Origin of the sequence: Metasolibacillus fluoroglycofenilyticus, assembly GCF_003049645.1 — a bacterium.
GTDB lineage: Bacteria > Bacillota > Bacilli > Bacillales_A > Planococcaceae > Metasolibacillus > Metasolibacillus fluoroglycofenilyticus.
In genome coordinates this window covers 182,738-197,079 of record NZ_PYWK01000004.1, presented here as the reverse complement: position 1 = coordinate 197,079, position 14,342 = coordinate 182,738, and the positions used below count along the sequence as shown (strand labels likewise).

Below are 14,342 nucleotides of genomic sequence, written 5' to 3'. Positions count from 1 at the left end.
CTGTCGCTTCGCTTTCGATACATTAAAACATTTGCTGGCATCTTCATTCGATGTCCAAAATTGTGTTTCATCTATTCAATGAAACTTTATTCATTCACGTCTTGCTTGTTCAGTTTTCAAGGTTCATGTTATTGTTGCATCTGTCAGACGCAACTTTTATATAATAGCACGCTATGTTTTTTAAGTCAACTACTTTTCTAAAAAAACTTTTTCTTGAAAATATTGCTCATACATCATAGCGACTTTTTAAATATTATCAGATATCTAATCTAAGGTCAATACTTTTTAAAAATAATTTTTATTTAAAATTAGTGAGTATTTATATGCCTTAAATATTGAATGAAGTATTTAGAAATAGGCGTTTTTTTCTGCTGCTTCATTTTCGGTACAAAGGATCCGCCTCAAAATGACTTTTCAGACGAATCCTTTGCTGAATCTAAATAAAAATAAAACGAATGAGGCTATAGGGGCTCTCCTACTTTCCCATCCTTCAGCTTTATTAATGAGCAATTAATCATCACTCTTTGTAATAACTCGTGATATATAGAAGGAACGCACTGTTGCTAAATCGATAATTTCGCCAGTTCTCGTTATTTTCACTAGCGGTCTTGTTGGTGCATATTTATTAATAAACATAACTTCTGCCCGCTCTTTATTTGATAGCTCGACTTTAGTGCCGATTGGCAAATCAGCGACAATAGCGATTAAAGCATTCACAACTTTAATATCAAACTTTCCAAACTCTGACTCCTTAATCATCTCTATTACTTGGAAAGTTGCTTTTTGTTCACTGTATAGTCGTTCGCTTGTCATAGCATGATAAACGTCTGCTACAGCAATAATTTGAGAGAAAATTAAAATGTCCTCACTTTTTATTCCTTTTGGATACCCACTGCCATTTAATCGTTCATGGTGTTGGAATATGGCTTTCTTCATTTCACTTTTTAATGCTGCTAAATCTTTTACCATTACATAGCTATGAACAGGGTGTTGCCGTATTTCAGCAAACTCTTGTGCAGTTAACTTACTCGTCTTGTCACGGATTTTTGCAGGAATTTTTGCCATTCCAGAGTCTGCCAATGCACCGGCAATTGCCATTTGGATACAAATACCTTTTTCATAGCCAAGCTTCTGCGCCATAATAGAGGAAATTAATCCTGTTGCTATACAATGATGGTATAAATAGTCTTGCGGGTTTGAATAGCTGTTTAAATCAAATATATAAGAGCGATTTTCAAGTACTTGTTCGATTAGCGGAATAGCCATCCCACGTATTTTTGTCATATCAATTTTTGCGCCAGATTCCCAATTGAAAAATTCCTTTTTGAATTGTTGGATTGCACTAGCATAGGATTTTTCGAATGAAACAGCTTGCTCAATATGCTGAACAGGCTTACTTTCAACAACATCTACCGTTTTATTACTTCCTGCCAACTGCTGATAAATTGGAATAGCTTTAATATTAAAGACATTTAGTAAATGTATATGCTCATAAGTGATTTTCGTATCTTTATAAATAATAGGATATTGTGTATTTGCAAATATATGGTCTGCTATAGTCTGTCCAACCTTTATTTCCTTAACATTTATGTGAGTAGCCTCCAATTTAAAAACCACCTTTGTGTACGTACTTTTCTTCCATTGTATCGTAACAATTTGTATAAATATAGTAGTATTTATAAAAGAAAGGAGCTATAGAAAAGCAAATATTCCTCTGCTTTTCTATAGCTCCGTGTAAAAGATTTTTTCTTTTACTCTAGATTTTCATCGTCCTCATCATCTGTCACTTCATCTGCATTGTCTTTTTCAACCTTCGCTACAGTTGCCACATATTCTTCTTCCGCTAAACGAATTAAGCGGACACCTTGCGTGCTACGGCCGATAATGGAGATATCCTGTACGTCCATTCGAATAAGCATTCCGTTAATTGTAATGAGCATAATATCCTCAGTACCATCAACTGCTTTTACCGCACACATCTTACCGTTTTTCTCAGTAATTTGCATTGTTTTTAAACCAACACCACCACGACTTTGTAAACGGTATTCGTGCTCAGGCGTACGTTTTCCATAGCCTTTTTCTGTAACAACTAAAATTTCCTGACCTTGTTCGATAATTTCCATACCGACTACATAGTCACCTTCACGCAGTTTAATTCCTCGGACTCCGGCAGCCGAACGTCCCATTGAGCGAATATCTTCTTCTTTGAACCGGACTAGCATACCGTCCTGTGTTCCAATAATAATTTGCTTCTGTCCATCTGTTAAACGGACAGAAATTAAATCATCATCCTCACGTAAGCTAATCGCAATTAAGCCGTTTGTCCGTATATTGGAAAATTGCGATACTGGTGTACGTTTTGTAATACCTGTTTTCGTTGTAAAGATAAAGTACGCATCCTCGTCAAAAGATTCTACGCGAATCATCGCTGTTACTTTCTCATCTTTTTCGATGTTTAATAAGTTTACAATCGGTAAACCTTTTGCTGTACGACCGAATTCAGGTATTTCATAGCCTTTCGCTCGGAACACTTTCCCTTTAGATGTGAAAAATAAAATCGTATCATGAGTCGATGTAAATAATAAATGCTCTACAAAATCGTCCTCATTTGTGCCCATACCTTGCACGCCACGACCACCTCGTTTTTGTGAACGATATGTATTCGCAGCTAAACGCTTAATATAACCATTATGCGTTAATGTTAATACCGAGTTTTCACGCGGAATTAAATCCTCGTCCTCGATCATTTCTAAACCGCCAGCAGTAATTTCTGTACGGCGTATATCATTATAACGCTCCTTAATTTCAAGCATTTCCTTACGAATAATCTCAAGCACTTTTGCTTCATCTGCTAAAATTGCTTTTAAATCAGCGATTAATCTTTGTAGCTCCTGATATTCCGCTTCAATTTTTTCACGCTCTAAGCCGCTTAAACGAACAAGACGCATATCAAGAATTGCTTGCGCTTGTCGCTCACTCAATGTAAAGCGCTCCATTAATACTGGCTTCGCCTCATCACCGCTACGAGAGCCGCGAATAATCGAAATAATTTCATCAATATGATCAAGTGCAATACGTAAACCTTCTAAAATATGCGCACGCTCTTCTGCCTTGCGTAACTCAAATTTTGTACGACGTGTAATTACTACTTTTTGATGCTCTAAATAATGGTGTAACGCTTCTTTTAAACTTAAAATTTTCGGTTGTCCATCTACTAACGCAAGCATATTTACACCAAAGCTGGATTGCATAGCTGTTTGTTTATATAAATTGTTCAGAACGACATTGGCATTTGCATCACGACGTACTTCAATAACAACACGCATACCACGACGGTCTGATTCGTCACGTAAATTCGTAATACCATCGATTTTTTTATCGCGTACAAGCTCGGCGATTTTTTCAATGAGCTTCGCTTTATTTACTTGATATGGTAGCTCATGAATTAAAATTGTTTCCTTGCCATTGCTACTTTGCTCAATTTCTACTTTAGCCCGAATAATAATTGAGCCTCTACCTGTTTCATAAGCACGGCGAATACCAGAGCGACCAATAATTAAACCTCCTGTTGGAAAGTCCGGTCCTGGTATAATCTCCATTAGCTCTTCTGTCGTAATAGCTGGGTTTTCAGACAAAGCAAGCACTGCATCAATCGTTTCACCAAGCTGATGTGGTGGGATGTTTGTCGCCATACCTACAGCGATACCAGAAGCACCATTGACAAGTAAGTTTGGATAGCGAGATGGTAATACCCTTGGCTCTTGCTCACTACCATCATAGTTTGGATCATAATCAATTGTGTCTTTATTAATATCACGTAGCATTTCCATTGCAATTTTTGACATACGCGATTCCGTATATCGCATCGCTGCTGCACCATCACCATCAACTGAGCCGAAGTTTCCATGCCCATCCACCAGCATGTAGCGATAGCTGAAGTCCTGTGCCATACGAACCATTGCATCGTAAATAGATGAGTCTCCATGCGGGTGATATTTACCCATTACATCCCCTACGATACGGGCACTTTTCTTGTATGGCTTATCTGACGTATTTCCTAGCTCTTGCATCCCATATAAAATTCGGCGATGCACCGGCTTTAAACCATCTCGTACGTCAGGTAAAGCACGTGCCACGATAACACTCATAGCATAGCTTAAAAATGATGTTTTAATTTCAGTCGTAATATTTCTTCCTTGAATATTCCCATGTTCGATCTCAGACAAAATATAGACCTCCCTTCCAAACGATTAAATATCTAAATCTGCATAAACAGCATTTTCTTCAATGAAATGACGGCGTGGTTCAACGTCATCCCCCATCAATTGATCAAAAATTCGATCCGCCTCAATCGCATCATCCAATTCAACACGAATTAATGTACGATGCTCTGGGTCCATTGTCGTTTCCCATAATTGCTCCGCATTCATTTCACCTAAACCTTTATAACGCTGTACGTTTGGTTTTGGTACACTTGATAATCGATTTAAAATTTCTTCTAGCTCTGCATCTGAATAGCAATACTCTACATGCTTCCCTTGCTTCACCTGATATAGTGGTGGTTTAGCTGCATAGACATAGCCAGCCTCAATCAGCGGGCGCATAAAGCGGAAGAAAAATGTTAATAACAGTACACGGATATGTGCACCATCAACATCGGCATCTGTCATAATAATAATTTTATGATAACGCGCTTTTTCTAAATTAAATTCTTCTCCGATTCCTGTACCAAAGGCAGTAATCATTGCGCGAATTTCAGCGTTCGAAAGAATTCGATCCAAGCGTGCTTTTTCTACGTTTAAAATTTTCCCGCGCAAAGGCAATATCGCTTGGAAATGACGGTCGCGACCACTTTTCGCTGAACCACCAGCAGAATCACCCTCAACGATATAAATTTCACATTCAGCGGGATTTGTAGAAGAACAGTCTGCCAGTTTCCCGGGCAAGCTGGATACTTCTAAAGCTGATTTACGACGTGTAAATTCACGGGCTTTCTTCGCTGCAACACGAGCACGAGCTGCCATTAAGCCTTTTTCAACAATTTGACGTGCAACAGTTGGATTTTCCAGCATAAAGCGCTCAAAACCATCTGAGAATAAAGCATTCGTAATTTGGCTTACTTCTGAGTTACCTAATTTTGTTTTCGTTTGTCCTTCAAACTGAGGATCTGGGTGCTTAATAGATACGATGGCCGTTAAACCTTCTCGCACATCCTCACCTGTTAAATTAGTGTCAGCCTCTTTTAGTAGACCGTTTTTACGTGCATAATCATTAATAACACGCGTCAAAGCCATTTTAAAGCCGGATTCATGTGTACCGCCCTCATACGTATTAATATTATTGGCGAACGACATAATCGTAGAAGAGAAGCCTGCATTATATTGCATAGCAATTTCAACGGCAATTCCGTCCTTTTCTCCATGTACATCAATCGGCTCATGAAGTGGCTCTTTATTGGCATTTAGATGCTCAACATATGAGCGTATACCACCTTCATAGTGATATGTAGTTGAACGTACTTCATCCTCACGCTCATCCGCAATTGTTAAACGAATTCCACGATTTAAGTACGCTAATTCACGCACACGTGTAGCTAAAATATCAAATTCATAAACAGTCGTTTCAGTAAAAATATCGGCGTCCGCCTTGAAGCGTGTCATTGTTCCTGTTTCAGTCGTATCACCGACAACCGTTAGTGGCTGCACAGTACGTCCACGAGAAAATTTAATGCTGTGTATATGACCGTCACGCTTTACATAAACCTCAGTTTCAATAGATAATGCGTTCACAACAGAAGCACCTACACCGTGTAGACCACCTGATACTTTATAACCGCCACCGCCAAATTTCCCTCCAGCATGTAGCACAGTCATAATAACTTCAACAGCTGGTAAACCCATTTTCTCCTGAATGCTTACAGGAATACCACGGCCATTATCTTCTACGCGAATCCAGTTATCCTTCTCAATTGCTACTGTAATATCCGTACAAAAACCAGCAAGCGCCTCGTCAATACTATTATCAACGATTTCCCATACTAAATGATGTAGCCCCTTTGAACTTGTAGAACCGATATACATACCAGGGCGTTTACGAACTGCTTCCAAGCCCTCTAATACTTGTATTTGGTCAGCATCATATGTCTGCTGCTGAACGTCTTTTTCTTCTAAAGACACTATGTTCACCCACTCTTTCTTCACACTGTGTACAACCATTATTCCCTAAAGGTCTTGCTATTTTACAATAGACCCTTGTTTCACATGGAACAAACTGGCCTGTTCAATCGTTTCATGATGAATTCCTTCAACACTTGTCGTTGTAACAAATGTTTGAACCTCACCTTGAATTGTATTTAATAAATGTGATTGTCTATAATCATCTAGCTCTGATAACACATCATCTAACAATAAGATGGGTGTTTCTTTCGTTTCTTGTTTAATTAATTCAATTTCAGCAAGCTTTAAAGATAAAGCTGTCGTGCGCTGTTGCCCTTGCGAACCATATGTTTGAACATCATAGTCATTGACAAAAAACTGCAAATCATCACGATGTGGTCCTACTAATGTAACACCGCGCTCTAGCTCCCTTTTTCGTGCCTCTAAAAGCTTTTGCTCTAAATGAGCAGCCATTTGCTCAGCACTTTGATCTGCCACTAGCCCTGAAATTGGTCGATATTTTATAACTAGCTTTTCCAAGCCACGCGAAATACCGGCATGTATTGGTTCAGCCCATGCCTGTAAAAGCTCCATGAATTGAAATCTTTTGCGAATAATTTGAACAGCAGCCTGTATGTACTGCTCTGTATAAACATCAAACATGACATCGTTTAATGTATGGCGACCTTGATTGCTTTTCAAAATATGGTTACGTTGCTTTAGTATTTTTTGGAATGTTAATAAATCATGTAAATAAACAGGAGATATTTGCCCAATTTCCATATCAATAAAGCGTCGCCGTAGTTGAGGGCTTCCTTTGACAACATATAAATCCTCTGGTGCAAACATCACGACATTCATTTGCCCGATGTAATCGCTAAGACGTGTTTGTTCAAGATGATTTATTTTTCCCTTTTTGCCTTTTTTTGAGATTGTCAGCTCAATAGGAAAACCGCCATAACGCTTTTGCACAACACCTTCTATTTTACCATAGTCTGCATCCCAGCGTATCAATTCTTTATCATTCGATGTACGGTGGGACTTAGCCATAGCCAAAACATAGATGGATTCCATCACATTTGTTTTACCCTGTGCATTCTCCCCGATAAAAACATTGATTTTAGGAGAAAAATCCAGCGTTAACGACTCATAATTTCGATAATTTATCAGCTTTAATTGCTCAATATTCATTCACTTGCACCGTTCTCCACAATACGGAAGCGACCGACGCCTGGGATATTGATTACATCACCGTTACGTAATTTGCGCCCGCGACGATCATCGACCTCGCCATTGACATAAACAACGTGCTCACTTAAAAACCATTTTGCCATTCCACCGGAGCTAATTGCATCCGTCATTTTTAACACTTGCCCTAACGTTACAAACTCTGTATCAATAAAAATATCTTGCACGATTGTCATCCTCCGCTAAACGAAATCTATCTTTCTATCATACCAAAAAATCGGCTTGTGCGTAAGTGAAGCAAATTTTTCTAGATGAATAGCAAATTAAAACACTTGTATTTCTTATCAATTAAGCAGAAGCGTAATTGTATCCAGATTTCTTCAAGCTAGTTAACCTAAAATCGTCACATCCTGTAACAACGGTTAACTGACCTACATTATGCAAGCCTCGTTTTAAAAAATATGCCATTTGCGAAAGACTTTAACTACATTCAAATTTGACAGAAAAATTCATTTAAACATGAAAAGCTGTCTGGAAAGACATGCAGCAGCATGCTTTTCAGACAGCTTTTTCGAAAAAAACTAGTAAGTACGAACCGGTAAAATAAGCTGTAAAATGGCGTCGTCATGTATTGAACGTAAAATAAACGGGCGCATCGTACCAGTAAATTGAATCACTACATCTTGTCCATCGATTGCTCGTAGTGCTTCCATCATATATTTAGCACTGAAGGAAATTTTAAGCGACTCGCCCTCAAGGTTTTCTACCGTAATTTGTTCCTCTACTTTCCCGATTTCTGGTGAGTTTGAGGAAATTTCTACTGTATTATTTTCTAATGTTTCAAAACGTACAACGTTATTGCGGTCTTCACGTGCTAATAAGGATGCACGGTCAATCGCTTGTAGTAACGCCTTCCCATTAATCGTTACATTTGTTTTATAGTCCTCTGGAATTAAACGTGATGTATCAGGGTAGTTGCCTTCTAATAAACGAGAGAAGAATAATACATCCTCCGTTTTAAATAATACATGATAATTTGTTAATGCAATTTGTACAGGGTCTGTTGTATCTTCTAAAATTTTGTTTAATTCATTTAAGCTTTTTCCAGGAATAACAACACTATTAATTTCAGCAGGTAATTGCTCAAGTTGAATTTTGCGACGTGCTAAACGATGACTATCCGTTGCAACGCATATTAATTCATTTTCTAGTATTCTCCAGTTTACACCTGTCAACACAGGCCTGCTTTCAGACGTTGCAACAGCAAATACTGTTTCACGTATAACAGATTTTAATAAATCTGCAGGCATTGAGAACTGGCGGTCTTCTGCGACTTCAGGTAGCAATGGATATTCTGAAGCATCTAGGCCAATTAAATGGAATTCAGATTTACCTGAGCGAATATTTGTTGCAAAGCCTGCTGATACTTCAATTTCTACATCATTTGTAGGAAGCTTTCTTACAATTTCGTTAAACATACGCGCTTGTAAAACGATTGAGCCCGTTGTACTAACATTTATTAATTGTTCTCCATCTTCTTCAACCGGAATAAATGTTTGGATTGTAATATCTGCATCACTGCCTGTTAAATGTAAACCTTCGTGTGTTACGTCAATTTTAATACCAGTTAAAATTGGAATCGTTGTTTTTGAACTAACTGCTTTCATGACATCATTTAATCCTGCTAAAAGCCGGTCACGCATAATATCAAATTTCATGTCGTACCCCCATATATAATATTATTAAAATAATAAAAGAATAAATAGATATAGTAATAGGCGCTGTGGATTTGTGGATAAGTGCCTTTTAACAAGTAAAATCAGTCTATCCACATGTAGATAGACTGTGTATAAATTTGTACAGAAATTAATAAGTTATCCACATCCATGCTGAACAAAAAAGAAGGCTTACTTGCCTAGCATGCTACGAATTTGTTTAATATCTTGTTGAAGTCCTTGATCATTTTTAAGCTGATTTGAAATTTTTTCGTGTGCATGAATAACGGTTGTATGGTCTCTTCCACCAAATTCCTCACCAATTTTCGGCAGTGAGAAGTCGGTCAGTTCACGCGATAAATACATGGCAACTTGTCTTGGAAACGCAATTGATTTTGTACGCTTTTTAGCAGAAAAGTCCTCCAAGCGAATATTAAAATGCTCTCCAACTGCATTTTGAATATCTAAAATTGAAATCATGCGTGGCTTCGCATTTGGAATAATATCTTTTAATGCGGCTGCTGCAAGTTCTGGTGTTACATCCTCTTTAACAAGTGAGGAGTAGGCTACAACACGAATTAAAGCGCCCTCTAATTCACGAATATTGGAATCAATTTGATTGGCAATATAAAGCATTACCTCATTAGGAATATCCAAATGATCAGCCTTCGCTTTTTTGCGTAAAATTGCAATTCTTGTTTCTAAATCAGGTGGTGCAATATCGGTAATTAAGCCCCATTCAAAGCGCGAGCGTAAGCGATCTTCCAGTGTTGGAATTTCCTTAGGCGGCCTGTCACTCGAAATCACAATTTGCTTTGATTCCTCATGTAATGTGTTAAATGTATGGAAGAATTCCTCTTGTGTAGACTCTTTTCCAGCTAAAAACTGAATATCGTCGATTAATAAAACATCTACATTTCGATATTTATTGCGAAAATCAATGGCTTTATTATCGCGAATGGAGTTAATAAATTCATTTGTGAATTTTTCAGATGATAAGTATACAACCTTTGCCGAAGGGTTATGCTCTAACACATAGTGACCAATTGCATGCATTAAATGTGTTTTACCAAGCCCTACGCCTCCATAGATGAAAAATGGGTTGTATGCTTTCGCTGGTGCTTCTGCGACTGCAAGCGAGGCAGCATGTGCAAAGCGGTTACCAGAGCCAATAACGAATGTATCGAATGTGTATTTTGGATTTAACATTCCGGGTGAAATTTCTTGGTGATCTTGATTATGCCCATTAATTCTAGGTGCTGGTAGCTCAAAATCATCCTCATCCTGCTCATTTTGAACTTCAAATTTAATGACTAAATCTTGTCCTACTAATTCGTTTAAACTACCTGTTAAAAGATGCATATAATGCTTTTCTAGCCATTCACTTGCAAAAGTATTTGGCGCAGCAATTGTTATCGTCGAGCCATCAAAAGTTAAAATTTTCGTAGGTTTTAGCCATGTATCGAAGCTTGGCTTTGCAATCTTTCGTTCTACTTGAGCAAGGACATTATTCCATAATTCTTCTAAATGCTCCAAGCGGACTCGTCCTTTCGTTCGAAATTTAATTTTATTTAAAGTGGCATTCACTTTCCTGCTCTATTTTAAGATGAATGCTTTTTGTTCAGCCGGTAACTAATTATTTTGCTGAATTAAAGATAATACCTCTATTTTTTTATTTCATTTACGTAAATATGAAATAGACATACACATAATCACAGCCTGTGGATAAATGATATCCTAAGCCTATGTATAATATTGTCCACAGATTATCAACAACTGTGGATAAAATATTTCCCAAGAAAATCGTCCACAAAAGAAAACACATTTATCGTATCAAAAAAAGCGAGCAATTACAATACTCTAACAAACTTATCCACATAGTGCAAACTGTTCACAAAGCAGTTGTCCACATGCTATTAGTTTGTGAAAAAGCTGTCAATAACGTATGTGGATAATTTTGAAAGTGAAAAAAATTATGCACATAGTTATTTTTGCTAAAGCTGCTTATCTTGTGGATAACTAAGAGAGAAATAAAAGAGGACATATTTAAAAAATAAGAAGTATAAGTTTTTGGTTTTTAAACAGCGTCTAGGTTAAACATGCACTGCTCATTTATTTTGAGAAGTGGTGAAGCGTTTATTTTTGCACTTGTGCACTCCAATGTCTGTCAGAGCTAAACAGCTTCTTTAGCGCTTTTCTCATTAAAGGATTGACAAATAGTACGGTTTATATATATAATATCCAAGTCTGTATGTCGAAATAGATAAATAGCAAACTCTCATTCTTATAGGAGGTGTAATATAATGAAACGCACATATCAACCAAAAAAACGTAAGCACAGCAAAGTACACGGTTTCCGCGCACGTATGAGCACGAAAAACGGTCGTAAAGTATTAGCTGCTCGTCGTCGTAAAGGAAGAAAAGTATTATCAGCATAAGTCCACTGAGCCACATCAGTGGTCTTTTTTTTCTATATAATTGATGAAATGAGTAGATGGAGATGGTGAAGGAATGAATAAACGCCAAAGAATTAAAAAAAATGAAGACTTTCAAAAGGTGTTTAAGAAAGGAAGATCCTTTGCAAATCGCCAATTTGTCGTTTACTGCTTGACAAAAGAGGCACAAGAGGAGTTTCGTATAGGCTTATCAGTGAGCAAAAAAGTAGGAAAAGCCGTAACACGTAACCAAATAAAGCGCTATATCCGTCAAACATTTCTTGAATTAAAGGATGAAGTTAGGCAGGATATGGATTATGTTATTATCGCCCGGCATCAGGCGGCCATTTTAAATTTTCATGAAACAAAAAAAAGTTTACAGCATGTCTTAAAAATTGCGAAAGTATTGAAGTAATCGAAATGACACTACAAAATAGTGGAGTGCAAATGCCTTCACATGATAGAATATCTTCAAACACAAATGAATAAATAGAGGAATTCATCTAGGGGGAAGAAAGTTGAAAAAAAGACTTTGGATCGTTCTGACACTGGTTGCTACTACATTATTGCTATCAGGTTGTTCAGAATTTAACCAACCGATCTCAGCTGAAAGTAAAGGCTTTTGGAATGAGTTCATTGTTTGGCCGTTAGTTTCAGTTATTCAATATTTTGCAGAATTGCTTGGTACATATGGCTTAGGTATTATCGTTGTAACGATTATTATTCGAACTGCTATTTTACCACTGACAATCAAGCAAATTAAAAGCTCTAAAAAGATGCAAGAATTACAGCCGAAGCTAAAGGAGCTACAACAAAAGTACAGCTCTAAAGATGCGGCAACACAGCAGCAATATCAGCAAGAAATGATGGCATTAATGCAATCATCAGGTGCAAATCCTTTAATGGGCTGCTTACCTGTGTTAATTCAAATGCCAATTTTAATCGGTTTCTACCATGCGATTAGCCGTATGAATGCAACACCGACAATTGATTTAGGTACATTTCTAATTTTCCCATTAGCTGAACCTAGCGTGGTATTAGCAATTATTGCAGGGTTATTCCAGTTTGTCGTATTAATGACAGGTCCTGCAATTGACAACCCGCAAATGAAAATGATGATGTACATTATGCCAGTAATGATTATGGGCTTTGGTATGTTTTTACCAGCGGCACTATCATTATATTGGGTAATCGGGAACATTTTCTCTGTGTCTCAAAACCTTGTGATTTATAAGCCTTGGAATAAAAATAAACAAGAAGCTACTACAGGAGGAGCGAAAAAGTGAAGCAAATTACGCAAATAGGCGCAACGGTACAAGAAGCGATCTCATTAGCGTTACAACAGCTTGGCAAAACCCGCGAACAAGTAGATGTTGAAGTTTTACAAGAAGGTAAAAAAGGATTTTTAGGCTTTGGTGCACGTCCTGCTGAGGTGCGTGTAACAATGAAAGAAGAAGTTGATCAAGTAGCTGTAGAAGAAGTACAAGTTCAAGAACCGCTAGTGGAAACGCTAGTAGAGGAAGTTTTCGGGGAACAAGTTCAAACTGATGACGTGAATGAAGAGCTGATTCAACCAGCAGAAGGGCAACTAAATGTAGACCCTATACAAGAGGCGAAAGCTTATATTGAAAGTGTAGCTGAGAGTATGGGAATTAAAGATTTACAGATAGAGTACGAAACAGAAGGCAAGTATACAACATTTAAGTTAGAAAGCGAGAAGGCCGCACTTTTAATAGGAAAACGTGGACAAACATTAAACGCTTTACAGCAATTAACACAGCTTGTGTTAAACAAAAGTGCAAAATCTTTTATGCTCGTTAAGCTTGATGTTGAGGATTATCGTGAGCGTCGTCGCATTGCTTTGGAGCAATTAGCAGAGCGTATGGCAGACAAAGCAGTTCGCACTGGCAAGCAGGTCGTATTAGAGCCAATGCCATCATACGAACGAAAAATCATCCACCACGCTTTAACAAATCGATTAGATATTGAAACGTATTCTGAAGGTGTAGAGCCAAATCGCTATTTAGTTATCGAACCGACAAATGGATAAGGGGCGTGATTCAAGCCGTGCGGTAGCCGGTTTGAGTCACGCTTTATTTGTTGTTATTTGAAAGTGTTTGCTCAAACTTGATTTTGGGCTTACCAAAAAACGCTTAATTACGCTTCAATCCACGCAATTAAGCGTATATATATTAATCCTACTTAAAGCTAAAAAACCTAGTATTAGCTTTATAATCCGAGTCTGGCACCAACTTCTGCGTACTCTATATCTTTTCTTTCTGCATTCCAATTGTCCCCTGTTTGTCCGTCCCATATCGCTCCTGTCTCAACGAAACCGACAGACGCAAACAACTTCCGAACGGCTTCGTTTACCATCCAATATGATGTAGCAACTGCATCGGCTTTTCCTTGTGGAAACGACTTTATGTAATCAATAACTTTCATCATTGCTTGTTTACCAAATCCTTTGCCTTGATGCTTTTTATCAATCATAAAACGATTAAGTCCATAAGTAGATTTATCTCCATATTTTTCACATAAAATTGAGCTTTCCGCCAGTTCGTAAAATCCAATATCGACATATCCTATGACTTCATCATTGTTGCATATAGCGAAGATCATGGGAGGTTTTTCGTCGTTAAGTATCTTTACATAGGCTTTAGCCAAACAATATATGCTGGAATCCACATTTCCTTTCTGCTCATCTGTTATGCTTAACTTCAACACTGCCTCAAAATTATCGTGGGTAATCTTTCTTAATTCAATCATTTTTCTTCCCTGCTTTCGAAAATATAAATTTAATTCCATTAATGACACTTCCACAGGAGTGCCGTGTACCAAATAAATCT

12 protein-coding genes are annotated in these 14,342 nt (G+C 37.6%); 4 read left to right on the top strand and 8 right to left on the bottom strand.

Going from position 1 to position 14,342, the window contains the following annotated elements; genetic code table 11:
- Nucleotides 1-510: 510 nt before the first annotated feature.
- The 7 genes from C9J36_RS14660 to dnaA all read right to left on the bottom strand — a co-directional run bounded on the left by C9J36_RS14660 (nt 511) and on the right by dnaA (nt 10,594).
- Nucleotides 511-1,605 (bottom strand): HD-GYP domain-containing protein, encoded by a 1,095-nt coding sequence (locus C9J36_RS14660; RefSeq protein ID WP_066168480.1) that lies wholly within the window; start codon nt 1,603-1,605, stop codon nt 511-513.
- 146 nt (nt 1,606-1,751) lie between these two features.
- The gene (gene gyrA / locus C9J36_RS14655; RefSeq protein WP_107943575.1) at nt 1,752-4,226 is read right to left on the bottom strand and encodes a DNA gyrase subunit A; all 2,475 of its coding nucleotides are present in this window, start codon (nt 4,224-4,226) and stop codon (nt 1,752-1,754) included.
- Nucleotides 4,227-4,250: 24 nt separating this feature from the next.
- Nucleotides 4,251-6,176 carry a DNA topoisomerase (ATP-hydrolyzing) subunit B gene (gene gyrB, locus C9J36_RS14650; protein WP_235616090.1) on the bottom strand — a complete coding sequence of 642 codons (1,926 nt, stop codon included), beginning with the start codon at nt 6,174-6,176 and terminating at the stop codon, nt 4,251-4,253.
- A 57-nt stretch (nt 6,177-6,233) separates the two neighbouring features.
- The gene (gene recF, locus C9J36_RS14645) at nt 6,234-7,346 is read right to left on the bottom strand and encodes a DNA replication/repair protein RecF (protein WP_107943573.1); all 1,113 of its coding nucleotides are present in this window, start codon (nt 7,344-7,346) and stop codon (nt 6,234-6,236) included.
- Complete coding sequence (yaaA, locus tag C9J36_RS14640) at nt 7,343-7,570, bottom strand: S4 domain-containing protein YaaA (protein WP_066168491.1); 228 nt, start codon at nt 7,568-7,570, stop codon at nt 7,343-7,345. The genes recF and yaaA overlap by 4 nt, the downstream gene beginning before the upstream one ends.
- A gap of 354 nt (nt 7,571-7,924) precedes the next feature.
- Nucleotides 7,925-9,061, bottom strand: a complete 1,137-nt coding sequence (gene dnaN, locus C9J36_RS14635; RefSeq protein ID WP_107943572.1) for a DNA polymerase III subunit beta — start codon at nt 9,059-9,061, stop codon at nt 7,925-7,927.
- Nucleotides 9,062-9,250: 189 nt separating this feature from the next.
- Nucleotides 9,251-10,594: a chromosomal replication initiator protein DnaA gene (dnaA, locus tag C9J36_RS14630; protein WP_066168495.1), complete on the bottom strand. Its 1,344-nt coding sequence runs from the start codon at nt 10,592-10,594 to the stop codon at nt 9,251-9,253.
- Nucleotides 10,595-11,361: 767 nt separating this feature from the next.
- Here dnaA and rpmH point away from each other — a divergent pair.
- The 4 genes from rpmH to jag all read left to right on the top strand — a co-directional run bounded on the left by rpmH (nt 11,362) and on the right by jag (nt 13,543).
- Nucleotides 11,362-11,496, top strand: a complete 135-nt coding sequence (gene rpmH, locus C9J36_RS14625) for a 50S ribosomal protein L34 (protein WP_004233310.1) — start codon at nt 11,362-11,364, stop codon at nt 11,494-11,496.
- Between the two features lie 73 nt (nt 11,497-11,569).
- Nucleotides 11,570-11,908, top strand: coding sequence for a ribonuclease P protein component (gene rnpA / locus C9J36_RS14620; protein ID WP_066168499.1), 339 nt, complete (start codon nt 11,570-11,572; stop codon nt 11,906-11,908).
- Nucleotides 11,909-12,011: 103 nt separating this feature from the next.
- Nucleotides 12,012-12,779 (top strand): membrane protein insertase YidC, encoded by a 768-nt coding sequence (yidC, locus tag C9J36_RS14615; RefSeq protein WP_066168502.1) that lies wholly within the window; start codon nt 12,012-12,014, stop codon nt 12,777-12,779.
- A complete protein-coding gene (jag, locus tag C9J36_RS14610; RefSeq protein ID WP_107943571.1) occupies nt 12,776-13,543 on the top strand; it encodes an RNA-binding cell elongation regulator Jag/EloR in 768 nt (255 codons plus the stop codon). Before yidC ends, jag begins: the two co-directional genes overlap by 4 nt.
- Before the next feature lie 179 nt (nt 13,544-13,722).
- Here jag and C9J36_RS14605 read toward each other — a convergent pair whose 3' ends face one another.
- The gene (locus tag C9J36_RS14605; protein WP_235616089.1) at nt 13,723-14,301 is read right to left on the bottom strand and encodes a GNAT family N-acetyltransferase; all 579 of its coding nucleotides are present in this window, start codon (nt 14,299-14,301) and stop codon (nt 13,723-13,725) included.
- Between the last annotated feature and the right edge of the window lie 41 nt (nt 14,302-14,342).

What these genes read in the sequence shown, in the direction of transcription:
- rnpA (WP_066168499.1), top strand. Translation starts at nt 11,570, where the DNA reads ATGAATAAACGCCAAAGAATTAAAAAAAATGAAGACTTTCAAAAGGTG.
- C9J36_RS14605 (WP_235616089.1), bottom strand. Translation starts at nt 14,301, where the DNA reads ATGGAATTAAATTTATATTTTCGAAAGCAGGGAAGAAAAATGATTGAA.
- rpmH (WP_004233310.1), top strand. Translation starts at nt 11,362, where the DNA reads ATGAAACGCACATATCAACCAAAAAAACGTAAGCACAGCAAAGTACAC.
- recF (WP_107943573.1), bottom strand. Translation starts at nt 7,346, where the DNA reads ATGAATATTGAGCAATTAAAGCTGATAAATTATCGAAATTATGAGTCG.
- dnaN (WP_107943572.1), bottom strand. Translation starts at nt 9,061, where the DNA reads ATGAAATTTGATATTATGCGTGACCGGCTTTTAGCAGGATTAAATGAT.